Origin of the sequence: Winogradskyella endarachnes (assembly GCF_009741275.1) — a bacterium.
GTDB lineage: Bacteria > Bacteroidota > Bacteroidia > Flavobacteriales > Flavobacteriaceae > Winogradskyella > Winogradskyella endarachnes.
In genome coordinates, this window is record NZ_WOWS01000002.1 from 246,384 (window position 1) to 269,187 (window position 22,804).

General features: G+C 33.1%; 24 protein-coding genes. 10 read left to right on the forward strand and 14 right to left on the reverse strand.

The genetic code is table 11. From position 1 onward, the window contains the following. Nucleotides 1–77: 77 nt before the first annotated feature. The gene (locus GN138_RS05760) at nucleotides 78–473 is read left to right on the forward strand and encodes an ankyrin repeat domain-containing protein (protein WP_157362842.1); all 396 of its coding nucleotides are present in this window, start codon (nucleotides 78–80) and stop codon (nucleotides 471–473) included. A 43-nt stretch (nucleotides 474–516) separates the two neighbouring features. Here GN138_RS05760 and GN138_RS05765 read toward each other — a convergent pair whose 3' ends face one another. After that, nucleotides 517–1,284, reverse strand: a complete 768-nt coding sequence (locus tag GN138_RS05765) for a M48 family metallopeptidase (RefSeq protein ID WP_157362843.1) — start codon at nucleotides 1,282–1,284, stop codon at nucleotides 517–519. Between the two features lie 149 nt (nucleotides 1,285–1,433). Between GN138_RS05765 and GN138_RS05770 the strand changes: the two genes are divergently transcribed. Next, nucleotides 1,434–1,859 carry a GNAT family N-acetyltransferase gene (locus GN138_RS05770; RefSeq protein WP_157362844.1) on the forward strand — a complete coding sequence of 142 codons (426 nt, stop codon included), beginning with the start codon at nucleotides 1,434–1,436 and terminating at the stop codon, nucleotides 1,857–1,859. Nucleotides 1,860–1,861: 2 nt separating this feature from the next. On the opposite strand, the gene pepE is transcribed toward GN138_RS05770, so the two are convergent. Continuing rightward, nucleotides 1,862–2,569 carry a dipeptidase PepE gene (gene pepE / locus GN138_RS05775; RefSeq protein ID WP_157362845.1) on the reverse strand — a complete coding sequence of 236 codons (708 nt, stop codon included), beginning with the start codon at nucleotides 2,567–2,569 and terminating at the stop codon, nucleotides 1,862–1,864. 140 nt (nucleotides 2,570–2,709) lie between these two features. Between pepE and GN138_RS05780 the strand changes: the two genes are divergently transcribed. From GN138_RS05780 to GN138_RS05805, 6 genes are all read left to right on the forward strand, one after another. Further along, nucleotides 2,710–3,546, forward strand: a complete 837-nt coding sequence (locus tag GN138_RS05780) for a carboxypeptidase-like regulatory domain-containing protein (protein ID WP_157362846.1) — start codon at nucleotides 2,710–2,712, stop codon at nucleotides 3,544–3,546. Continuing rightward, nucleotides 3,533–4,327, forward strand: coding sequence for a peptidase associated/transthyretin-like domain-containing protein (locus tag GN138_RS05785; protein ID WP_157362847.1), 795 nt, complete (start codon nucleotides 3,533–3,535; stop codon nucleotides 4,325–4,327). The genes GN138_RS05780 and GN138_RS05785 overlap by 14 nt, the downstream gene beginning before the upstream one ends. Nucleotides 4,328–4,375: 48 nt before the next feature. Next, nucleotides 4,376–4,879, forward strand: coding sequence for a DUF6702 family protein (locus GN138_RS05790; protein ID WP_157362848.1), 504 nt, complete (start codon nucleotides 4,376–4,378; stop codon nucleotides 4,877–4,879). A gap of 68 nt (nucleotides 4,880–4,947) precedes the next feature. Then, nucleotides 4,948–7,245, forward strand: coding sequence for a M1 family metallopeptidase (locus tag GN138_RS05795; protein ID WP_157362849.1), 2,298 nt, complete (start codon nucleotides 4,948–4,950; stop codon nucleotides 7,243–7,245). 102 nt (nucleotides 7,246–7,347) lie between these two features. After that, entirely contained in the window at nucleotides 7,348–7,638 is a 291-nt protein-coding gene (locus GN138_RS05800) for a Sec-independent protein translocase subunit TatA/TatB (protein WP_317162708.1), read from the forward strand. A gap of 112 nt (nucleotides 7,639–7,750) precedes the next feature. Continuing rightward, nucleotides 7,751–9,250, forward strand: coding sequence for a S8 family peptidase (locus GN138_RS05805; RefSeq protein WP_157362850.1), 1,500 nt, complete (start codon nucleotides 7,751–7,753; stop codon nucleotides 9,248–9,250). Between the two features lie 57 nt (nucleotides 9,251–9,307). On the opposite strand, the gene GN138_RS05810 is transcribed toward GN138_RS05805, so the two are convergent. The 9 genes from GN138_RS05810 to kynU form a co-directional block, all read right to left on the reverse strand. Beyond that, nucleotides 9,308–9,949, reverse strand: coding sequence for an O-methyltransferase (locus GN138_RS05810; protein WP_157362851.1), 642 nt, complete (start codon nucleotides 9,947–9,949; stop codon nucleotides 9,308–9,310). Nucleotides 9,950–9,976: 27 nt separating this feature from the next. Beyond that, nucleotides 9,977–10,207: a hypothetical protein gene (locus GN138_RS05815; RefSeq protein ID WP_157362852.1), complete on the reverse strand. Its 231-nt coding sequence runs from the start codon at nucleotides 10,205–10,207 to the stop codon at nucleotides 9,977–9,979. Between the two features lie 54 nt (nucleotides 10,208–10,261). Next, a complete protein-coding gene (locus tag GN138_RS05820) occupies nucleotides 10,262–11,347 on the reverse strand; it encodes an amidohydrolase family protein (RefSeq protein ID WP_157362853.1) in 1,086 nt (361 codons plus the stop codon). 53 nt (nucleotides 11,348–11,400) lie between these two features. Further along, the gene (locus GN138_RS05825) at nucleotides 11,401–11,880 is read right to left on the reverse strand and encodes a 3-hydroxyanthranilate 3,4-dioxygenase (protein WP_157362854.1); all 480 of its coding nucleotides are present in this window, start codon (nucleotides 11,878–11,880) and stop codon (nucleotides 11,401–11,403) included. 226 nt (nucleotides 11,881–12,106) lie between these two features. After that, nucleotides 12,107–12,889: an SDR family oxidoreductase gene (locus GN138_RS05830; RefSeq protein ID WP_157362855.1), complete on the reverse strand. Its 783-nt coding sequence runs from the start codon at nucleotides 12,887–12,889 to the stop codon at nucleotides 12,107–12,109. Nucleotides 12,890–13,015: 126 nt separating this feature from the next. Then, the gene (locus GN138_RS05835; protein ID WP_157362856.1) at nucleotides 13,016–14,458 is read right to left on the reverse strand and encodes an aldehyde dehydrogenase; all 1,443 of its coding nucleotides are present in this window, start codon (nucleotides 14,456–14,458) and stop codon (nucleotides 13,016–13,018) included. A 111-nt stretch (nucleotides 14,459–14,569) separates the two neighbouring features. Further along, nucleotides 14,570–14,968 (reverse strand): RidA family protein, encoded by a 399-nt coding sequence (locus GN138_RS05840; protein ID WP_157362857.1) that lies wholly within the window; start codon nucleotides 14,966–14,968, stop codon nucleotides 14,570–14,572. Nucleotides 14,969–15,095: 127 nt separating this feature from the next. After that, nucleotides 15,096–16,550 carry an FAD-dependent oxidoreductase gene (locus GN138_RS05845; RefSeq protein WP_157362858.1) on the reverse strand — a complete coding sequence of 485 codons (1,455 nt, stop codon included), beginning with the start codon at nucleotides 16,548–16,550 and terminating at the stop codon, nucleotides 15,096–15,098. Between the two features lie 16 nt (nucleotides 16,551–16,566). Further along, nucleotides 16,567–17,853, reverse strand: coding sequence for a kynureninase (gene kynU, locus GN138_RS05850; protein ID WP_157362859.1), 1,287 nt, complete (start codon nucleotides 17,851–17,853; stop codon nucleotides 16,567–16,569). 161 nt (nucleotides 17,854–18,014) lie between these two features. Between kynU and GN138_RS05855 the strand changes: the two genes are divergently transcribed. Next, nucleotides 18,015–19,397 carry a sensor histidine kinase gene (locus GN138_RS05855; RefSeq protein WP_157362860.1) on the forward strand — a complete coding sequence of 461 codons (1,383 nt, stop codon included), beginning with the start codon at nucleotides 18,015–18,017 and terminating at the stop codon, nucleotides 19,395–19,397. Between the two features lie 165 nt (nucleotides 19,398–19,562). On the opposite strand, the gene GN138_RS05860 is transcribed toward GN138_RS05855, so the two are convergent. Beyond that, entirely contained in the window at nucleotides 19,563–20,246 is a 684-nt protein-coding gene (locus GN138_RS05860) for a hypothetical protein (protein WP_157362861.1), read from the reverse strand. Nucleotides 20,247–20,287: 41 nt separating this feature from the next. Between GN138_RS05860 and GN138_RS05865 the strand changes: the two genes are divergently transcribed. Further along, the gene (locus GN138_RS05865) at nucleotides 20,288–21,100 is read left to right on the forward strand and encodes a class I SAM-dependent methyltransferase (protein ID WP_157362862.1); all 813 of its coding nucleotides are present in this window, start codon (nucleotides 20,288–20,290) and stop codon (nucleotides 21,098–21,100) included. Nucleotides 21,101–21,218: 118 nt separating this feature from the next. Here the strand turns inward: GN138_RS05865 and msrA are convergent, their stop codons facing one another. Together msrA and GN138_RS05875 are read right to left on the reverse strand one after the other, a co-directional pair. After that, nucleotides 21,219–21,881 (reverse strand): peptide-methionine (S)-S-oxide reductase MsrA, encoded by a 663-nt coding sequence (msrA, locus tag GN138_RS05870; protein WP_157362863.1) that lies wholly within the window; start codon nucleotides 21,879–21,881, stop codon nucleotides 21,219–21,221. A gap of 135 nt (nucleotides 21,882–22,016) precedes the next feature. Then, entirely contained in the window at nucleotides 22,017–22,802 is a 786-nt protein-coding gene (locus tag GN138_RS05875) for a zinc ribbon domain-containing protein (RefSeq protein WP_157362864.1), read from the reverse strand. Nucleotides 22,803–22,804: the final 2 nt, after the last annotated feature.

Here is a 22,804-nt window from a genome sequence, read left to right on the forward strand (position 1 = left end):
GTGTAACAAACTCAAAAAGATGTCGTCTATTTGGTATAATCAAAAAAACAAATCAATTAATTTTAAAATCTTTCATCATGAAAAAATCAGTAGTAGTTTTAGCTTTAGCATTAGGCTTTTCAATCAGTAATTTAAATGCATCAAATGTTGTGGTATCTTCAGAGATAAATGACGTCATTGTTCAACCTGTAGAAGTAAGTCCTTTGTGCAGGGCAGTTGCTACAGGTAATACTGAAGAGGTAAAGCGATTAATTAATAATGGCGCAGATGTAAATGCGAAATCTAATGGTATGATGCCTATACATTATGCCGCAAAATATAACCGTGTAGAGTTGATAAAAGTATTAATTACAGCGGGTTCTGAAATTCATAAATCTTGCGATAAAGGATATACAGCGTTAAGACATGCAGAAAAAGCAAATGCAGATGATGCAGCTTTATTCTTAAAACGTTTTAAAAAGAAAACTGTCTAGGAGTAGACAATTATTTGAGTTAGTTAGTAATAAAAAGCGTCCATTAGGACGCTTTTTTGTATTTAGAGATGGCTTCTCTTATTTTTTCAATTCTATTTTCTGGATCAGGATGTGTACTTTGCATTTCTGGTACTCGGTTAGGACCAGCAGCTGCTTTAAGTATTTCCATAACACCAATCATTTCTTCTGGGTTATAGCCTGCATCCATCATAAAAATAACACCAAGTTCATCACTTTCTAATTCATCACCTCTTCCATTTTTAAGAAGTGAACCATTACCAATTTGTTGTGCAACGCCACCCATATCAATTGCAGAACTTCCCATGGCTAAGGTTTTCCAAAAGTTAGCATTAGTAATGCGCTCGTTAGAGTGTTTTCCTAGTACATGCCCAATTTCATGACCTAAAACACCTGCTAATTGATCTTCATTTTTTAATTGAGAAAATAGAGCATAAGTTATAAAAATTTGTCCACCAGGTAATGCAAATGCATTTATGGTATTCTCATCTGCTAATAAATGAAACTCGTATTTGTAAGGTGTGTTTTTTGCTAAACTGCTATTTACTAATTTGTTACCAACGTTGTCTACCAATGCTTGGTATTGGTTGTTTGGGTGTAAACCTCCATGTTGTTGCGCCATGCCAGGAGCACTTTGTAACCCAATAGCTATTTCTTCTTGTGGTGATAATGAAATGGCTTGTTTTTTTCCGGTATACGGATTAATTTCTTCTTGACTACATTTTCTTAAAAATGCAAATGCTGCGATAGCGACAAAGATTAAAATCCTAACTTTAAAATTACCTCTTCTCATTTTTTGTTTGTTAAAGTGTTCAATTTACAAAAGTTTGACACAATTTTAAGGTAAAAGTCATTGATTAGGTGCAAATTCAGAAAGTAATTAAATTATAAACCGACTTGTTATCATTAAAATACGATACTTTTAATCCTATAAATTAAAATATGAGTTACCAATTCAGAATAATTTCAAATAAAGATTTAAACCAAATAGTACCATTGGTATATCAGTTAAATGATTCTAAAATTAGCGAAGAAGTTTTGCAATTTAGATTTAATGAAATGAAACATCAAAACTATCAATGTGCCGTTGTTTCTAAAGAAAATGAGCTGGTAGGTGTTACAGGGTTATGGTTTTGTACCAGACATTATATGGGTAAGTCTGTAGAATTAGACCATGTTTTTATTAAACCAGAACATAGAGGTAATGGCTTGGGTAAACAATTTATGGCTTGGATTAATAACTATGTAAAGGAGAAAGGTTGTAATTCAATAGAACTGAATACCTATGTACAAAATAATCCTTCGCATAAATTTTATTATAACGAAGGATTTGAAATTTTGGGGTATCATTTTTTAAAGAAAATCTAGTTTTATTTTAAAAATTCAAGATTAGAATTACTTGCAATTTCATAGGGTGCTTTACCTTGTTCAAAAATTCTGGCTTCTAATGTACCTTTTAATGTTAGAGTTTTACCACTTACTTTAATCCAACTACCTTCGCGTAAACCAATGACAGGTTGGGTATTATATGTATGGAATTCTTTAATACGTGTTTCTCTAGTTTCTCCCATATGTGTACTGCCAGCAATAGGATCTAAATAATGTGGATTAATATTAAATGGTACCAAACCAATAGTTTTAAAACTTGGTGGATACATAATTGGCATATCATTAGTAGTATGCATGGTTAGGCCACAAATATTACTGCCTGCACTTGTTCCCAAATATGGAGTTCCGCTATTTACAGCATTCTTTATAGCTGTTAAAGCATTGTTTTTATAAAGTTGAGAGACTAAAACAAAGGTGTTTCCTCCACCAACAAAAATACCTTCGGCTTGTTTTATAGCATCTTCTGCACTATCAAACTCATGTATACCTTTTACTGTTTTGCCAATGGTTTTAAATGCTTTAGCAGCTATTGCTGTATAATCACTATGAGAAATTCCGCCAGGTCTTGCGTAGGGTATAAACAAAATTTCATTAACAGTTTTAAAGTGAACTTTTAGTTCTTCTAATAAATATTCTAAATAACCACTACCATGAATGGTTGATGTACTTGCTATAATAATTGATCTCAAAATATATTATTTTTTGTCAAAATATGAATTCTAAAATTAAAGCTATAATTAATTGTAATAAATCATTTAACAAAAGTTTGACGGACTTTTTTGTGAAATTCAAAATATATAACCGAACTTTAAAAAACTAACTAAATATTATGAAATCTATTTTATTTATACTCTGTTCTCTTTGTTACATATCTACTTTTGCTCAAAGTATAGAACGAGAACCTATAAAAGGTCGCATTGTTGTTGTGTCTAACGATAAAGAAGGTGTTACCGTTTATAATACTTCATCAAATAAAGGAACAGTAACAGATGAAAACGGAACCTTTGAAATTAAGGTAGCACTCAATGATGTTGTACAGTTTGGAGCACTTCAGTTTGAAGATTTTGAAGTAACAATTACACAAGAAATTATTGAGTCTAAGCAACTAACTGTTTTATTAGTAGAAGAAGTTAATAAGCTAAACGAAGTTGTTTTATTACCATTTGGACTTACCGGTAATTTACATGCTGACTTAGACAATGTAAGAACCTATAATGTAGATTTAGATGCCATATATTTTGGTTTAGATCACATTGAAGATTTTGAGTTTACTTCAGATTATAAAACAAAAGCTGAAAATGTTGCTTTTAATGAGTATAATCCTGGTATGGAACACATGCTAAACTTGGTAAATGTAACTGGGTTTTTAATGAAACAGGTTATAGATATAGATGATGTAGAATTAGGCAGAATTAAATTTAAATCTGAAAAAGAAAAACAAAAAATAGAAAAAACACCCTTTAAAAAAGCTTTAGATGATTATAGCGTAAATTTTATACACAACAATTTCAATATTCCGCTAAATCAAATTGAAGCATTTACAGATTATGTAGAAGCGCAAGGTGTAGATTCAGAACTATTTGAAGAGGATAAAGAACTACAATTATTAGAGCGTATAACTCAATTAAGTAACTCCTTTTTAAAAACTATAAGTGAAGAAGATTAAGGTTTTAGTCATTTTTTTATGGGTGTTTAGCTATAGTCTTCTGGCTCAAACAAAAGAGTTAAAAGGACAACTTGTGGCTAATGACGAGGTCGATGGTTTACATATTCAAAATAAAACTTCAGCAAAATACTCAATATCAAATGCAGATGGTAGTTTTATTATAGAGGCAAAAGCCTTAGACACTTTAGTTATTTCGGGTATTACATATCAAACTCAAGAGTTTGTAATAACCAATTTAATAGTAGAATTAGGCCATTTTAAGGTGAAATTATTAGAACATGTTAGTGAACTTAATGAAGTTGTGGTAGGTAAGGTTTTAACAGGGAGTTTAGAGTCAGATATTTCAAACTCTGACGCAGAAACCGAAGTTAATTTTTACGATTTAGGTATTCCAGGCTATACAGGAAAACCACTTACACAAAACGAACGGAAATTACACGATGCAGATGCTGGTCCTATGGGATATATTGGTTTAGGAGGTGGCGTAAACCTGCATAAGTTACTTAATAAAATTAGTGGACGTACTAAAAAATTAAAAGCAATAGTAGAATTAGATAAGAGAGATGCGTGCATTAAACGAGTACAAGAAAGTTACGGTTCTATACTTTTTGAAAAAGATACATTAAACATTAACTTAAGGACTGAGTATTATTTATTTTGCCAAGAAGATGAAGAATTCTTAAACTTGTGCAATGCAAAAAACGAATTAAAATTAATAGAGTTTCTTCAAGCCAAATTAAAAGCTTATCAAGAAAATAGAAAATCAGTTACAGAAGATTAAGTTTTCGGTATAGCTTTTGACATCTCTAATAGAATTATAATTATTTACATGAAATCACTTCGCATATTATTAGTACTAATAGCTCTTCCATTTTTAATTTCTAATCATAACACACATGAGTATTATGTAAGCGTTACAGAAATAGGTTACTCCGAAAAAGAAAAATCTCTTCAAATTATAAGTCAAATTTTCATCAATGATTTTGAAACCTTATTAAGAAAACGATACGATGAATCTATAACCTTAGATAGCGATATTGAGCATAAAATGACTGAGACGTACATGAAACGTTACTTAGAAGACAAATTAAAAATTAGTATTAATGGTAAGACTGTTAATTTTAATTTTATTGGTAAAGAATATAAAGAAGATATTACCTATTGTTATTTAGAGATTGAAAATGTCTCTAAAATTAAAACCTTAGAAGTCACCAACAAATTGTTATTTGATGTGTTTTCAGAACAGCAGAATATTCTACGCATGAAGCTGTTAGGGAAAAACAGAAGCTTTCTTTTAGTACCTGAAAAAGCTTCTTGTTCGTTAAACTTTTAGATTAATTTTTATTTAGCCGTTATTAATCCTTAATTTAGGCATCATTTTAAAACACAACTAAATTATCTATGAAAATTTTTAAGTATTTCTTATGCGCATTGCTATGTTCATCTTTTAGTATTTATGCTCAAGATGAGGTTAAGGAAGAGCGCCAACCTGGTCATACCAACCAAAACAAGTTTAAACAACTTTACGATGAGTTTGCAACACCAAATATGTTTAGAACAGGCTCTGGAGCACCAGGACCAGCATATTATCAGCAGCAAGCAGATTATAAAATGGATATTGAAATCGATGATGTAAATGCTAAACTTTTTGGAAACGAAACTATTACTTACACAAACAATTCTCCAGACGATTTAAAATACCTTTGGGTACAGTTAGATCAAAACATGCGTTCTAGAGAATCTAAAACACCACTTATTCGTTCTTCTGGTATTGGGCCAGCAACATCATCTGCAGGTGCAGTAAGATCTTATTTAAAAGAAGCTTTTGATGGTGGTTTTCATATAGAACATGTTAAAGATGTTAATGGTAAAGCTTTAGAGTATACCATAAACCGCACAATGATGCGTGTAGAATTACCTAACGTTTTAAAATCTGGAGGTAAATTTTCTTTTCAGATAAAATGGTGGTACAATATTAACGATCACGTAAAAGATGGTGGGCGTTCTGGTTACGAGTATTTTGAAGAAAATGATAATCGTATCTACGTAATGGCTCAGTTTTATCCTCGTATGGCTGTTTATAATGATGTAGAAGGATGGCAGAATTCTCAATTTTGGGGACGTGATGAGTTTGCATTACCATTTGGAAATTTTGATGTAAATATTACAGTGCCTGCAGATCATATATTAGATGGTACAGGATTCTTAGTAAATCGTGAAGAGGTATTTACAAAAGATATGATGAAACGTTTTAAGAAAGCAAAAAAATCATACGACAAACCTGTGATGATTGTTACCCAAGAAGAAGCTGAAATTACAGAAAAGTCTAAAAGTAAAGACAAGAAAACTTGGAAGCTTTCTGCCCAAATGGTAAGAGACTTCGGTTTTGCAACATCTCGTAAATTCTTATGGGATATGATGGCTGTAAAAATTGGAGATAAAGATGTAATGGCTGTTTCATTATACTCTAAAGAAGGAAACCCATTATGGGAACAATGGTCTACAAAAGCCGTAGCAAGTACATTAAAATCGTATTCTCGTATGACCTTTGATTACCCTTACCACAAAGCAATTTCTGTACATGCACCAATGGGAATGGAATACCCAATGATTTGTTACAATTTTGGTCGCCCAGATAAAGAAGGAAATTACTCAGACAGAACAAAATACGGAATGATTAGTGTTATTATACATGAAGTTGGACATAACTTTTTTCCAATGATTGTAAATAGTGATGAGCGTCAATGGACATGGATGGATGAAGGTTTAAATACATTTGTTCAGTATGTAGCAGAACAAGATTTTGGAGAATGGTATCCAAAAGCATTATCTCCAAGTGATAAAAAATATCCATCTAGACGTGGACCAGCTAAAAATATTGTGAGATATATGGGCGGAGATCAAGATTATATTGCGCCAATTATGACTAAAGGTTTAAATACGTATCAGTTTGGTAATAACGCTTATAGTAAACCAGCAACAGGATTAAATATTCTTAGAGAAACTATAATGGGTCGTGATTTATTCGATTATTCTTTTAGGGAATATGCAAACCGTTGGATGTTTAAGCACCCAACGCCAGAAGATTTTTTCCGTACAATGGAAGATGCATCTGCCGTAGATTTAGATTGGTTTTGGAGAGGTTGGTTTTACACAACAGATTATACAGATATTGGTATTAAAGAGGTTAAGAAATTTGCTGTAACAGCAACACCAAATGAAAACGGAAAGCAATTAGCAGAACGCTACAATAGAGATCCAAATAGTTTAGTATATTTTATTGAAGAAGGTGCAGAAGGCTATGAGGAGGCAATAAAAAAAGCAGAAGCTATTGATAAGTTACCAACGGTAAAAGAATATATTATGGATAACTTTTCACCTGAAGAACAAAAGGAATTAAAGGAAACTCCTAAATTTTTCTATGAAGTTACTTTTAATAAACCAGGCGGATTAGTTATGCCAATTATTGTAGAGTATACTTATGCAGATGGTACTAAAGAAAGAGAAACCTATCCTGCACAAGTTTGGAGACTTAATGACAAAGAAGTTAGCAAAGCTCTAGCGACTCAAAAAGAAATAGTTTCAATTGCTTTAGATCCAGATTTAGAAACTGCAGATGTAGATACAACTAACAATTCTTGGCCTAAAGAAGAAAAAACTAGTGATTTCGACAAGTTTAAGAACAAAGTAAAAGACTAAGATTTTATATCAAATAAATTTAAAGCCGATTAATATTTAATCGGCTTTTTTTATTTTCAATTTCAGGTGGTATTATTCGTAAACTCACTTTATATTTGCAACGTGATACATCAACTAACATTTTTATTTATTGGAGGTACAGAAATAGTGTTTGTGCTATTGGTTGTAGTCTTAGTATTTGGTGCAGATAAATTACCAGAAATTGCTCGAGGTTTAGGTAAAGGTATACGTCAAATAAAAGATGCTACAAACGATATTAAACACGAAATTTCCAACAGTGCTAAAGAAAATAATATTATAGATACAGACGTTACTAAAAACGTTAAAGACGAACTTAATAAAGTTAAAGATGATCTTGAAGAGTTTACCGGATCATTAAAAAGAAATAAATAAAATCGTTATTCTTAGAAAAGACGTCTATTTTTTATTGAAATCTTATATTACATTATAAAAAATTACCATTTATTTAATATATTTAGAGAATTAACCAACTAAATCATATTAAATGAAAAAAATGTACAAATTGGTAGCGCTAGCAATAGCGATTACCATAGTATCTTGTTCTAAAGATACAATTGTTGAATCTGAAATTGATACACTTCAGTTTCCAGAGAATCCTTTAACAGTTGAAGAAATTAATCAAAAAATCACTAAAAGTATTGAAACTACAGGAGATTTTAATTGGAATGAGGAAGACGCGCACTTCCTTTGGAGTGCATTAACTCACGGGCAAAATGTTTTAACAATTGGCTATGGCAACGAAGGACAGAGTTTTAGTGAAACTATAGACGAAGAACTAATAAGAAAAAAGAATAGTCTTATTGAAACAATAATGGCAAAAGAAGAGGTTACAAAAGACGAATTTAAATTTAAAGAAGATGATATTTTAGCCGTTTTTGATGCAGAAGTAACAAAACTTGAAACGGTAATTGCTTTGAGAAATAGCGAGTTTGTAAGGTATTTAGAGCCTAATGGTTACAATTTATATACTGTTGCTGTTCAAAAATCAAGTTCAGGCTGTGACAAGAGTGCAGATACAATAAATGCGGCACACTACACTACAACAACTCCAAATAACGTTCAGGTATCTTGGCATTTTAATGAGCACAATATAGACGATGCATGGAGTTTATCTACAGGTTCTGGTGTAACCATTGGTTTAATTGATACAGGTATTTCAAGATATCAATCCCTTTTAACCTCTTCAGGATTTAATGATGGGTATTCTTCAGGACGTTTTGTTCAGAAGTATGGAACATTTATAGATTCTAATTGGTGGTGGTCTAGTAATTATGACGGTCCAGATGATAAGTGTGGACACGGAACTGCCATGGGTTCTACAATGGCATCGCCTAGAAATAATGACGGTATGCCTGTTGGTGTAGCTTATAATGCCAACTTAGTAGCGTACAGAGCAACAGAAGATGTTTTATTAAACGATTACCACGAGCGTAAAGGAGTTTCTGCAGCTTTAACACAATTAGGGAATAGAAACGATGTAAAAATTATTTCTATGTCTATAGGTTATGTATGGTCTATTGGTAATATTAAAGATGCTGTAAAATACGCGTATAGTAAAGGAAAATTAATCTTTGCAGCAGGCGGAACATCAACAAGTTTTACAAATGGCTTTGGTGTAATTTTTCCGGCAACGATGAGCGAAACTGTAGCTGTAACTGGTGTAAATGATGGTAGCAACTACGAACGTTGCGAAACTTGCCATAGCGGAAGTAAAATAGATTTTACAATTATTATGGAAGGCGATAATAATACAAGTAAAGCACCTCCTGTTTTAAACTTTTATAATGGGCAACGTCGTTATACTGGTGGTTCTTCTGCAGCAACTGCAACTACTGCTGGTATTGCAGCTTTAGTTTGGTCTAGATATCCTAGTTGGAGTAGAACGCAAGTGTTAAATAGATTAAAACAATCTTCAGACCTTTATCCTTACAAGAGCAGTAGTTTTGGGTACGGTAATATTGATGCATTGCAAGCTGTGCAATAATAATTAATCATCATAATAAAAAAAACCTCTTCGTTGTTGAAGAGGTTTTTTAGTTTATTATAATTTTCTACTAATTGTTAATCCATCTCTAATAGGAAGAATTACAGTTTCAATCCGTTTATCTTCTTTTAAAAGCGTGTTGTAATCTAAAACCGCTTTGGTAGATTTATCTTTTTCGTCTAAGGGTTCCACAACTTTTCCGTGCCATAAAACATTATCTGAAAGAATTATACCTCCAGAATTTAACTTATCAATTATTAAATGAAAATAATTAGAGTAATTAGGCTTATCTGCATCAACAAACACTAAATCGAAAGTTTTATTTAGTTCTGGAATAATATCTAAAGCACTTCCTGTATGCTGAATAATTTGATCTCCATATTCTGAATTATCAAAATACTTACGTTGAAAATCGACTAATTCTTCATTGATATCAATAGTATGCAACTCGCCATCACTAGCTAAGCCTTCTGCTAAACACAATGTAGAATAACCAGTAAAAGTACCTAATTCTAAAATACATTTAGGTCGTATTAATTTAGAAATCATACTCAATACCCTTCCTTGATATGGGCCACTGAGCATAATTGGTTGCAAAATTTTTTGATAGGTTTCTCTTGTGAGTTGTTTTAATAAATCAGGTTCTTGTGCAGAATGTGAAACAACATAGTTGTCTAGATTTTCTGGTAAGAAATACATAATTACAATTTAGTAGGTAAAAAATGTTTATTCTGCTGCTGTTCCGTCTCTGTGAGTTACTTCCGTTTCAGATTCTTCCTCAGGTTTTCCTATAAAAAACAAAACTGCACCTACTACAATAAGTCCAATTTTTATGGCCCAAGCAACGGTGTCTCCCCATTCGTAAATCCACATTAAGATAGTTGGAACTCGATCAAAGAAATTTAAAACAATAGCAAATAGGCCAAAAAAGACCATGTATCCTCCAATTTTTTTCATAATATATTTAGTTGGTTAGAGTTTAAATATAGACATAAAAATTGAAATTCAAAGCTAGGAGGTTATTCTAGTAATTAATTTCTGCTTAGCGTCTTCATCATCACCACACAACCATTGAATTACGTTATCTTCCCAAATAGCATCGCCTTCAGTTTCTGTAATAATTTTTCTATCTATAGCTAAGTCAATGATTTTTCCAGGATAAGAAGATTGTTTTTCGCTTTCCATTTCGCCTAACGGATATGGGTCATCAAGTCCCATTATCACTTGTTTAGAACCTTGGTTTCTAATCAGTAATTCTAATCCACCAGTATCATGTACTAAAGTGTCAAAGAATATGTTTTTATGTCCAACGGCTTTTCTAGGATGACTTTTGCCTTCAAATAAATCTGGTCGACCATCAAACCCTTGGATACGTCTTCCTAAGTTAATTTGTGCTAATTGTCCACCGTGTGCAAAACAAGTCCTCATGTTAGGATATTTTTCCTGATAACCATTTAAAGTAAAAAAGTGATAAGCATCGCCACATTGCGCTAACATCCAAATAAGATGAAAACGCCATGAGGTGTTTTCTAATTTTATAAACTTTTCGCCATCGTATGGATGAATTTCAACGGCCAAATTATATTTATTGGCCATTTCAAAAATAGGTTCGTTTTCTTCATCAAAGATGCAACGCCAAGTCCCAATAGAATCCATATAATGCGTTGGTAAACATAATAAGCGCATACCTAAAACTTCTACGCAACGCTCAATTTCCCAACACGCACTTCGTACAAAGCCAGGATGCACTACAAAACCACAGGTAAATTTACTAGGATGATTGTGTTGCACTTTGGCATTAAAATCATTCTGAAAACGTAAGGCTTGCTTCATTTCTTCCACCCTTAAACCATTACCATAAAGCTGAGATAGGTTTAGAACCACAGCGTGGTCTAGCTTATTGCGCTCCATCCATTCTAACTTTTCATCTAAGAAAAAACTAGAATCTGTGATAGGTCGATTCCAATCCTTTTGAAGCATAAATTTTCGGTCTTTATCCACCCAAAAAATGCCTTTATCTTTCATGAACTGAGGAATTTCTTCAGGATAGGGAAGTAGGTGAGAGTGACCATTTATTCTAAGTTTGCGTTTACTCATATTAGGGTTGAATTACGAGAAATTTTATTATGAAATCGTTTTTAATTTCGAGATTAGTCTTTTTTAATAGTCTTATTGTATCTATCAAAAATGGCAGGCATATCCGTTTCTATATTATCCAAAGTAAATTCCTCTTCATATATAAGACTGGCATCTTCATCAGAGTACCATTGCAACTTATCTTTTACACCTTCATCTCTTGGGTATTCTATAACTAAACCAACCGTATTTGGTCCACGTTGAGGCGAATGCGGCACTTTTGGTGGCAATAAAAAGATATCACCTTCTTTGATATGAATGTCTTTTGGTACACCATCATCAATAACTTTTAAAACTATGTCACCTTCTACTTGATAGAAAAATTCTGGTGTTTCATTATAATGATAATCTGTACGGTCGTTAGGACCTCCAACAACCATTACAATAAAGTCGCCATCTTTCCAAACTACTTTATTACCAACAGGTGGTTTTAGTAAATGACGATTTTCTTCAATCCATTCTTTAAAATTTATGGGTGGAAATAATTTGCTCATGATAAGAAGAAGCCCATCCTAGCCTTCCCATTGGGAAGGAACTCTTACTTGGGCGAATAAGAGTAGTTATTAAACAATAATATTTAACTGATAATAGCTAAAAAATAATGTCACTAATATACAAAGACCGTACAGGTTTTTAAAACCTTTAAAGCCTATTTTTAAGTTAAGGATTGCCGCAACAGTTTCTCCTTCCTTTATTGGAAGGGTTAGGGAAGGGCTTTTTTTATAGTGATTTTGTTCGTCCACCATCCACAGGAAGGTTAATTCCATTAATATAACTGGCGCGTTCACTCGCTAAAAATGTAATAGCATCGGCCAATTCTTCTGGTTGCGCAAAGCGTTTGGCTGGTACTGCGTTTTTCATAGCATTTGCAGCTTCTTCTTCGGTATTTCCAGATTTTTCCGATTTGTTTTTTATAATTTGAGTTAAACGTTCTGTACCTGTCGCTCCTGGTAAAACGTTGTTTACTGTAATACCAAATTGACCAAGTTCATTAGCCAAAGTTTTACTCCAATTAGCCACAGCTCCTCTAATGGTGTTACTCACGCCAAGACCATCTAATGGTTGTTTTACAGAGGTTGAAATCACATTGATAACACGACCAAAACCTTCCTCTTTCATAAAAGGAACAACTGTTTGAACGAGAACATGATTACATTTTAAATGTTGTGTAAAAGCGGATTCAAATTCATCAACTTCAGCAGAAAAAACAGGACCGCCTTTTGGGCCTCCTGTATTATTTACCAAAATATGAAACCCATGATGGTTAGTTACGTAATCTAAAACCTTAGTTTTTAAGTCCTCAGGATTTGAAAAATCGGCTACAATATAATTATGTGCGCGTTGCTGAGGTAATTCTGAAAGTACTGTTTTTAATTTGTCTTCATTTCTTGCGACTAAGGTCACTTGAACTCCTTCGGCTGCTAATGCCATTGCTGTTGCTTTTCCTATGCCTGCTGTACTGCCGCAGACTAGTGCGTATTTGTTGTTTAGTTGTAGATTCATAAGCCCATCCCAACCTTCCCAAAGGGAAGGAGTCTTGTTAAGAGTTATTATTTTAAAATTTTATTCAATTTATATTTAGAGTTCCAATCTAGTTTCTTCCCTTACGGGAAGACGGAAGATGGGCTTCTAGTATTTTATACAAACATTCTTAGCTTCCGTAAAAAAGCGTAAGGCTTCAAAGCCACCTTCGCGTCCTACACCTGAAGCTTTTACACCACCAAAAGGGGTTCTTAAATCGCGCATCATCCACGTGTTTACCCAAACAATACCTGCTTGTAATTGGTTACTCATTCGCATAGTACGTTTTAAATTATTAGTCCACAATGTAGCTGATAAACCGTATTTTACTTTGTTTGCCATTTCTAAAACCTCGTCTTCTGATTTGAATGGCATTATGGTTACTACTGGTCCAAAAATTTCTTCTTGGTTCACTCTGCAATCGTCATTAGGCACTTCAATAACGGTTGGTTCTAAATAATAACCGTTTTCAAATCCTGCAACAGTCACTTCGTTTCCTCCATAAAGTACAGTTCCATTTTCTGTTTTTGCAATGTTAATATACTCTTTTACTTTTTCAAGATGTGGTTTGGACACTAAAGCGCCAATATTGGTAATGGATTCTGAAGGATGTCCGACTTTAAGTTGCATTACTTTTTCAACAAAGTCAGTCTTAAATTTTTCATAGATAGAAGCTTCCACAAAAATACGACTGCCGCACAAGCAAATTTGCCCTTGATTAGCAAAAGACGAACGTACTGTTGTGTTTAGCATATCATCATAATCACAATCGGCAAAAATGATATTTGGATTTTTTCCGCCTAATTCTAAAGATAGTTTTTTGAACATTGGTGCGGCAACTTTAGCAATATGTGCACCTGTTGCAGTGCCACCCGTAAAGGAAATGGCTTTAATATCTGGATGCTCAATAATAGCTTGTCCTGTGGTTGTTCCTAAGCCGTGAACAATGTTTAGAACACCTTTTGGCAAACCAGCTTCGTTACAAATTTCTCCTAGTAAATAAGCCGTCATTGGTGTAACTTCACTCGGTTTGGCTACGACGCAATTTCCTGCGGCTAATGCTGGTGCAATTTTCCATGTAAATAAATAGAGTGGCAAATTCCAAGGACTAATGCAACCTACAACACCAATGGGTTGACGCAAGGTGTAATTAATGGCATTCCGCCCTACGGATTCATGACTTTCACTGGCAAATTGCGTTATCGCATTCCCAAAAAAGCGAAAATTGCTTGCTGCTCTAGGAATATCAACAGCTTTTGCTAATGAAATAGGTTTGCCATTGTCTTTACTTTCCGCTTCGGCAAAACGGTCTAAATTAGCTTCTAATAATTCTGAAATTTTAATGAGGATTCTGCTACGTTCTTCTAATGAGGTTTGCGACCACAGCCTAAAGGCTGATTTGGCATTTTTATACGCTTCTTCTACGTCTTCTTTTGTTGAATTAGGAATTTGTCCGTAAACCGTTCCATCTGATGGATTATAGTTATCTATCCAGTTGCCTTGAATTGGGTTTGGGAATTTTCCGTTTATGTAGTTTTTGATAGTTATCATGAATTCACGATTATTTATCTTGTTTTGTCATTTCGAAATGAGGAACGATTGAGAAATCTCATGATGTGATTCCTCGTCGCTGCGCTCTGTCGGAACGACAGAGATGATTCTTTATTTTGGTTTATAAGCCATAACCTTTATTTCAACTACTAAATCTGGATGCGGTAATTGATGTACCGCAACGGTTGTTCTGGTTGGTCCTGTTTCTTTTTCAAAGAATTCTGCGTAAGCTTTGTTGTAATCGGCAAAGTCATTCATATTCACTAAAAATGACGTAACGTCAACCACATCTTTAAGGCTTGCGCCAACTTTTGCTAAGTTTTTTTCTATGTTTTTTAAAACTTCTTGCGTTTGTGTGTAGGCGTTTAGACGTTTTGTTCCCATCTCGTCAATGATGTCTACACCTGCAATAGTGTTGTCTGGTCGACGCGAACTTGTACCTGAGACGAAAATGAAATCGCCTACTTGTTTAACGTGTGGATATGCTCCTCTTGGTGTTACTTCACTCATATCAATAAAAAGCCCATCCTAGCCTTCCCATTGGGAAGGAACTCTTACTCGGGCGAAAAAGAGTTTTTATATTATTTTATTTTTTAAGCCCATTTGTTTCCCTTCCTTTGGAAGGGTTAGGGTAGGCTTATAACCCAGCAATCCTATCATCTTCTAAAATAGCTTCAGTTTCTGCATTTACTTTGTCTAGAATCTCTTTTAAATCGTCTTCTAATGATATAATTTTATCGGTTAATAGGTTTAAAATCGCTTTGTCTTGTGCGCGTCCTTTTAACATGGCTTGTCGGTAACCTATGTTTTCATTAAAGGTAACTAAACTGTATTTTGATGAATACGCATTCTGAAATTCTTTTTCTAATGCCATTTCAATTTTTCGTTTTTCTTGAAATATTGGGTTGGCCACATGACCTTTCATTTCGTGGAAATTGTCAATGGCTAAATCGGCAATAGCATCGGTATCTTTCTTGCGATTTTTCTCGTAAGTTTTAAATATTGCTTCCCAATTTTCTAAATTTTGGTCTAGGACTTTATCAAATTCTACGACGTCTTCAAAAGAAGCATTCATACCTTGACCATAAAATGGTACAATGGCATGCGCGGAATCTCCCATTAATAATGTATTTCCTTTATAATGCCATGGCGAGCATTTTACCGTGCCTAAAGCAGCTGTTGGGTTTTCAAAAAAATCATCAACTAAATTCGGCATAATTTCTAAGGCATCTGGAAACTCGTTTTGAAAGAATTCTGTTACAGCTTCTGGCGTGGTTAAATTATTGAAATTATATCTGCCTTCGCTGTAACTTAAAAATAAAGTGACGGTAAAACTTCCGTCTAAATTTGGCAACGCTATAAGCATAAAGCTACTTCTAGGCCATATGTGTAAAGCGTTCTTAAAGGTTTTGTAATCGCCAGTTTCGGTTGGTAAAAAGCTTAGTTCTTTATAACCATGACTCAAATACTCTTGCGAAAAACTGAATAAAAATTTCTTTCCTAAATAATAACTTTTTCGCAAGGCAGAACCTGCACCATCGGTTGCTATGATGCAATCGGCATCTTCTACAAATTCGTCTTTAGAGTTATAATCTTGAAATAAAGCCGTGGTTTTTTCAAAATCTACAGACTTACATTTTTTATTGAAATGAATGGTAACGTTATCATGTTTTTCGGCTTCATTGAGAAGTAATGCGTTTAAATCGCCTCTAGAAATTGAGTTGATGTATTCGTAATCCCTTCCGCTGTAATTAGACATGAAAGTCTTTCCTTCTTTATCATGAATCATTCTTCCATGCATAGGAATACATAATTCTTGCACTTTATCTTCTAAGCCTACGAGTTTCATGGCTTTGTTTCCGCGGTCAGAAAATGCTAAGTTAATTGAGCGACCTGCAGAAATGTCTGTGGTTCTAAGGTCTGGACGCATTTCGTAAACGGATACATTGTAGCCACGTTGTCCTAGTCTTAGTGCTAAAAGGCTTCCGCAAAGTCCTGCTCCAATGATAAGTATGTTTTGGGCAGCCCCTTCTAAATCTTCCCCAAAAGGGAAGACTTTTTTACTGTTGCTGAGTTTTGTAGTTTTAGCCATGTTTTTTTTTTAGTAATTAGTTCCTTCCCTTTGGGAAGGTTAGGATGGGCTTTAATTTCTCCACCATTAAATACACATCTTCAAATGAATTGTATAATGGTACTGGTGCACATCGTATCACATCAGGCTCGCGCCAATCGCTAATCACTCCGGCTGCTGTTAATTTATCGTGTAATGATTTATCTGCATTCAACACTTGAATAGATAATTGACAACCGCGTTCTTCAGGGTTTTCTGGTGTGATAATTCTTATGGTATCTTCGCCTAAGTCTTTCAATAGAAATTCAAAATAACCAGTTAATTTTTTCGATTTTTTAAGGATTTTATCAAATCCGACCTCATGAAAAATATCTAAAGAAGCTTTTATAGCTGCCATGGATAAAATAGGTGGATTACTGAGTTGCCAACCTTCGGCTCCTGGTAACACATCAAACTCATGTCGCATATTAAAACGTGTGTTTTTATTATGGCTCCACCAACCTGTAAAACGATTAAGGTCTTTATCATAAGCGTGGCGCTCATGAACAAAACAACCCGATAAACTTCCTGGTCCTGAATTTAAGTATTTATAAGTACACCAAACGGCAAAATCTGCTCCAGAATTATGTAAGTCTAAGTCAACGTTTCCGGTACCATGAGCACAATCAAAACCGACTTTGCAACCATAACTGTGACCAAGTTTTGTGATGCGTTTAAAATCGAAAAATTGCCCTGTGTAATAATTAACACCACCAATCATAATTAAGGCTATCTCATTACCCTGAGCTTCAAGAATGTCTTCCAAATCTTCATAGCGCAATAATTCTTCGCCTTTTCTTGGTTTCCAAAGAATTAATCCTTCTTTATCATCGTAACCATGATGACGTAATTGAGATTCTACTGCATATTTATCTGAAGGAAAGGCATCACTTTCAATAAGAATTTTATAGCGTTCTTTGGTTGGTTGATAAAACGACGCCATCATAAAATGCAGATTCGCCGTCAAAGAATTCATGGTAACCACCTCAATGGGTTTAGCACCCACTAATTTAGCTGTGGCTTCGGTTAGAAATTCGTGGTATGGTAACCATGGGTTTTTAGCGTCTGTATGGCCTTCTACACCAAGGTTTGCCCAATCTTCTAATTCTTGATTGATATAGTCTTTTGTAACTTTTGGTTGTAGACCAAGTGAGTTGCCACAGAGGTAAATAAGGTCGTTTCCATCCTTGTCTTTTGGGATGTGAAACTGATTTCTATAGCTTGATAATTCGTCTAATTCGTCTTGTTGTTTTGCGTAATTAAGACCAGATTTGTAGTTGGACAATTTGAAAGGTTTTACGGATTGTAACAAAAATACTATAATTAAATGAGATTTTAATAATGGATTTAGGCCTTCATTTTATACGTTAATTCACAAGAAATATCTAGTATAATTGATATTTTCTGATTAGATTTAAAATAATCAATCAAGCGGTAAAATTATTTATGTGGGAAAAACTTTGGTCTTCATATCATCAATGGTATATAAATTATAGTCACTTTTCTAAAGAGAAAGGGCAAGATGAATTGTCTTATTTTAGAAATAAATTGTTTGTTTCTATATTAGTTTTAATCATGCCATTAGGCGTGTTTTCTTATATTCCTAGTGCCATAACTGCTATAATTTTAGGAAAATGGTTTGTTTTTTATATTGATACTGCTGCGATTTCTATAATATGTTTTCTGTTTTTTAATAATAAACTAAGTATAAAAACCAAGAAAGTTCTATTTTCTGCAACCTTGTTTATGCTGGCATTTGCCTTAACAACATATATTGGTTTAAAAAGTAGTAGTGGACTTTTGCTGTTTATGGTTTGTATTTTAGTTACGCTTTATAGTGGTAAGAAAGCGGGTATGAAAATAGTATTGGTGTCTAGTATTTGCTATAGCCTTATTCTTGTCTTTCATTATTTTAAAATTTTTGAATTTGCCGTATTTAAAGATGAATTATTTAACGTTTTATTAATTGTATTTGTAAATAACATCTTATTTATTTTGGCAACTGTTTTTTCGGTTTCGTTTTTAATAGACCACTTGCATAACGCACTTTTAAAAGAAAATCAGTTGCAAAAAGAACTTGTTGAAAAACATAAAAATGTACTAATAGCAAAGGAAAGAGCGGAGCAGTCAGACCAGTTGAAATCTGCTTTTTTAAGCAATATTAGTCATGAGATTAGAACACCGATGTATGGTATTTTGGGCTCTGCTGAACTCTTAAAAGATTATGAAGCTCAAAACGATTCAGATTTTAAAGAATTTGTGGATGTAATAGAAGAAAATGGTTTTAAACTCCTTGATGTTATTTCAGGAATAATTAATATTTCTGAAATAGAAACAGGTATTATGAAGTTAAATATTACAACATTTAATGTTGTCGATACTATTTCTGTAATATATAATCAGTATTTGCCAGAGACTCAGTTAAAAGGTGTGCTGTTTATTTTTGAAGATAATATTTTAAGAGATAAGTCTACAATAACAGCGGATGAAGCTAAGTTGATCGTATTATTAAAGAAATTAATAGAAAATGCTATAAAATTTACATCAGAGGGTGATCGAATTGTATTAAGAGCTTCAATATATAATTCAACGTTAAATGTGTCTATAGAAGATACAGGTATTGGTGTGCCAGATGATAAAAAAGACACTATTTTTAATCCTTTTTATCAGGTAGATGTTAGTAATAAAAATGCATTACATGGTTCTGGTATTGGCTTATCTATAGCAAAAGCTTATGCAGAATTGCTTGGCGGTAGTTTATCTTTAGTTAGTGAAGAAGGCGAAGGCTCTACATTTATGTTTAGTATTAATACAGATTTGAAAGTTTAAGTTATATAATCAAAGCTTGTTAAAAAAGAAAAAGCACTTCTATTATAAATAAAAGTGCTTTAATATATATAGACGCCAAAAGGCGGAAAATGTAAGCTATACGTTTTAAGTTAAAACTCTTTACGTGAACCTTACATTATAGATTGCAAAAGTAATGCCATACTGCTAGTTTACCAAAGTAATACTGACATCTGTAAAATTTAAATTCCAGTTACCATCTGCCATTTTATGGTCTGTGGCTATTTTTATGCCGTTATAAGTTTTATAGTTTTCAAAAGTGGTAGTCAACGTTGGTTCTTTAGAGTTTCCTTTTCTAAAAACCCATTCTCTAATAATAAAGTCATTGTCGTAATATATGTCATAAGCATCACCAGGTGTATAACCGCCTTCATTAGGATACGTTATGGTTAACATATTTAATTGTTTATTGCTAATTGGAGCATGAGTAAAAACGGGATTTGAAATTGTTGCAGTTTTGTCCCAAACCAACTGAAAAGGAACTAATAACCAATATTTGTCGTTAATAAATCCTTGGTCTGTTGATGTGTGTGTACTATCTCTTTCATGTCTCATATATTCTATTTTGCCATATTTTGCTTTAAGAATAACTTTGTCTTTTTTAGGAAACCAAGTCCAAGACCTTCCGTTGCCTTTAAGAGTGTCTCTATCGACTTGAAAAGTGAATTTTACTTCAGATACATTTTTCCAGTTTTCAAAACCATGCGCATTGGCTATTTTTTCCGAAATAGATTGTTCTCTTATGTTCGGAGCAATTAATGTTTCAGATTTTTCTGATTTACAAGAAACAATTAGAAATAGACTAATTAGACTTACACAAAATGTCTTCATATTAAAAAGTTGTTTTAAATTACAAACAAAATTAACCAACCATGAAAGAGAATTCTAATTATTTTGAAGTGAATAAAGATACCTGGAATAAAAAAGTAGCGATACATGCACAGAGTGAAATGTATAATTTGGAGGCTTTTAAAAAAGGAAAATCGTCCTTAATGCCATACGAACTTAAAGCTCTTGGTAATGTTAAAGGGAAGTCCTTATTACATTTACAGTGTCATTTTGGTCAAGATACATTAAGCTGGAGTAGAATGGGAGCAACGTGTGTTGGTGTAGATATAAGTGATGAAGGTGTAAAATTAGCAAAGCAATTAAATGAAGAATTAAATTTAGATGCTAAGTTTGTTTGTTGTAACGTTTTAGATACTTCACAGCATATTACAGAATCTTTTGATATTGTAATTACAAGTTACGGAACCATTGGTTGGTTGCCAGATTTAAAGCCTTGGGCAAAAATGATTTCTGAGAGATTGAAAGTAGGTGGTACTTTTTATATCGTAGAGTTTCATCCTATTGCTTGGATGTTTGATTATGTAGATGGTAAACCAAAGATGAAATACCATTATAGCCAAGATGAGGTAATATATGAGGAATATGAAGGTACTTATGCGAATCATAATTCAAAAATGGTAAGTAAAGAATATGGCTGGAATCATGGATTAAGCGAAGTTGTAAATTCCCTAATTGAAGCAGGATTACAAATTGAATACCTCAATGAATATGATGAAAGTCCTTATGATGTATTTCCGGATTTAGTGAAAACGGAATCAGGAATGTTTAAAATGGAAAAACAATTATTTCCTATGATTTTTGAAATTAAGGCGACCAAGAAAAAGAAGCCCCTTTAATTCCCCAAAGGGAAAACTGAGTACTCATAATTTGAATTAGTAGTAAATAAAAAATTAAACCTTACAGGTCAAAAAAAATAGACTTGCAAGGTTAAAAACCTGCTAAGTTTAATTATATTTAATGCTTTTCATCTTCCTTTAGTAACTCCGGAAACTTAGCCTTAAACTTATTTAATCTCGGAATAGATACATTTCTAATATAACTTTGGTTTGGGTGTAAGCGTTCGTAATTTTGGTGGTAATCTTCACCAACCCAAAATTTTAGAAAAGGATAAACCTCTGCCGCAATTGTAGCATCTAATTCTTTAGCTAAAGCCGCTTTTTTATCTTCTATTATTTTCTTTTGCTCATCGTTTTGATAAAATATAATAGAACGGTATTGCGAGCCATGGTCTGGTCCTTGTCCATTAACTTGCGTAGGGTTTTGAGAGCCAAAATAAACATCTACTAATTCAGAAAAACTAATAATTTCTGGATCGTAAATAATCTCAACAGCTTCTGCATGTCCTGTTTTACCTGTGTTACTGGCTTCATAAGTTGGGTTTTCAGTAAAACCACCAGAATATCCAGAAATAGATTCTTCAACACCTTTTACACTTTCAAAAATAGCTTCTACACACCAAAAACACCCACTTGCAAAATAGGCTCTTGCTTTTCCGTCTTCTAACGGAACCACAACAGGTTCTGCATTAATTACAGCTTCTTGTTCTGGGTTTACTTGTGCTTGGTTATGGCAACTGAATAATAAAATAATGGTTAAAATAGATAGTAACTTTTTCATTTTGGCTTAAAGTTTATGATTTTCTATATGTAGTCGTGTTAATTTACAAATCCTTAAGCTTAATTTTTTTAAAATTATCTTAAATAAAAAAGCCTTTGCATTTGCAAAGGCTTAGAACATATTATGAGATGAAAATTACTTACTAAGTTTAGCAAACAACTTATTCATTTTTACTTTTTCTTCTTCAGCTAAAACAGAATCGACTAATATACGTCCACTATGCTCATCAGTAATAACTTTTTTGCGAGAAGCAATTTCTACTTGTACTTGTGGAGGAATAGTAAAGAAAGAACCACCAGAAGCACCACGCTCAATAGCCACAACAGCTAAACCATTTTTAACGTTGTTTCTAATTCTAAGGTAGGCTTTTACTAAGCGGTCATCAATTTTCTTTTGGAAATCTAAAGACTTATTAATTAACGCTTCTTCTTCTTTTTCAGTTTCTTTTAAAATTTCGTTAAGCTCTCCTTTCTTATGTTTTAAGTGTGCATTACGATCTTTTAATCGCTCTTTAGTTTCAGAAATAACTGTTTTTTTCTGTTCTATTTGCGCTTTAAATTCTTTAATGTGCTTTTCTGCTAATTGAATTTCTAATTCTTGGAATTCAACTTCTTTAGTTAATGAGTTATATTCTCTGTTATTTCTAACATTTTTTTGTTGCTCACTATATTTTTTAATTAAAGTTTTTGATTCTTCAATTAAGTTTTTCTTTCCTTTAATTTCGTCATCAATAATGGTTAAGCTATCATTAAGCTTCTCCATTCTTAAGTTAAGTCCTTCAACTTCGTCTTCTAAATCTCTAACTTCTAAAGGAAGCTCACCTCTGATATTTCTTATTTCATCTACTCTAGAGTCAATTAATTGTAAATCATATAGTGCTCTTAATCGCTCTTCAACAGAAACTTCAGCTTTTTTTGCCATAA

Bases quoted from the DNA above. Each gene is read 5' to 3' on its own strand.
- GN138_RS05860 (WP_157362861.1), bottom strand. From the start codon at position 20,246: ATGAAGACATTTTGTGTAAGTCTAATTAGTCTATTTCTAATTGTTTCT.
- GN138_RS05840 (WP_157362857.1), bottom strand. From the start codon at position 14,968: ATGAGTGAAGTAACACCAAGAGGAGCATATCCACACGTTAAACAAGTA.
- GN138_RS05780 (WP_157362846.1), top strand. From the start codon at position 2,710: ATGAAATCTATTTTATTTATACTCTGTTCTCTTTGTTACATATCTACT.
- GN138_RS05865 (WP_157362862.1), top strand. From the start codon at position 20,288: ATGAAAGAGAATTCTAATTATTTTGAAGTGAATAAAGATACCTGGAAT.
- GN138_RS05765 (WP_157362843.1), bottom strand. From the start codon at position 1,284: ATGAGAAGAGGTAATTTTAAAGTTAGGATTTTAATCTTTGTCGCTATC.
- GN138_RS05810 (WP_157362851.1), bottom strand. From the start codon at position 9,949: ATGTATTTCTTACCAGAAAATCTAGACAACTATGTTGTTTCACATTCT.
- GN138_RS05805 (WP_157362850.1), top strand. From the start codon at position 7,751: ATGAAAAAAATGTACAAATTGGTAGCGCTAGCAATAGCGATTACCATA.
- GN138_RS05845 (WP_157362858.1), bottom strand. From the start codon at position 16,550: ATGGCTAAAACTACAAAACTCAGCAACAGTAAAAAAGTCTTCCCTTTT.
- GN138_RS05830 (WP_157362855.1), bottom strand. From the start codon at position 12,889: ATGAATCTACAACTAAACAACAAATACGCACTAGTCTGCGGCAGTACA.
- GN138_RS05795 (WP_157362849.1), top strand. From the start codon at position 4,948: ATGAAAATTTTTAAGTATTTCTTATGCGCATTGCTATGTTCATCTTTT.
- GN138_RS05760 (WP_157362842.1), top strand. From the start codon at position 78: ATGAAAAAATCAGTAGTAGTTTTAGCTTTAGCATTAGGCTTTTCAATC.
- GN138_RS05820 (WP_157362853.1), bottom strand. From the start codon at position 11,347: ATGAGTAAACGCAAACTTAGAATAAATGGTCACTCTCACCTACTTCCC.
- msrA (WP_157362863.1), bottom strand. From the start codon at position 21,881: ATGAAAAAGTTACTATCTATTTTAACCATTATTTTATTATTCAGTTGC.
- GN138_RS05815 (WP_157362852.1), bottom strand. From the start codon at position 10,207: ATGAAAAAAATTGGAGGATACATGGTCTTTTTTGGCCTATTTGCTATT.
- GN138_RS05790 (WP_157362848.1), top strand. From the start codon at position 4,376: ATGAAATCACTTCGCATATTATTAGTACTAATAGCTCTTCCATTTTTA.
- GN138_RS05825 (WP_157362854.1), bottom strand. From the start codon at position 11,880: ATGAGCAAATTATTTCCACCCATAAATTTTAAAGAATGGATTGAAGAA.
- GN138_RS05855 (WP_157362860.1), top strand. From the start codon at position 18,015: ATGTGGGAAAAACTTTGGTCTTCATATCATCAATGGTATATAAATTAT.
- GN138_RS05835 (WP_157362856.1), bottom strand. From the start codon at position 14,458: ATGATAACTATCAAAAACTACATAAACGGAAAATTCCCAAACCCAATT.
- GN138_RS05770 (WP_157362844.1), top strand. From the start codon at position 1,434: ATGAGTTACCAATTCAGAATAATTTCAAATAAAGATTTAAACCAAATA.
- GN138_RS05875 (WP_157362864.1), bottom strand. From the start codon at position 22,802: ATGGCAAAAAAAGCTGAAGTTTCTGTTGAAGAGCGATTAAGAGCACTA.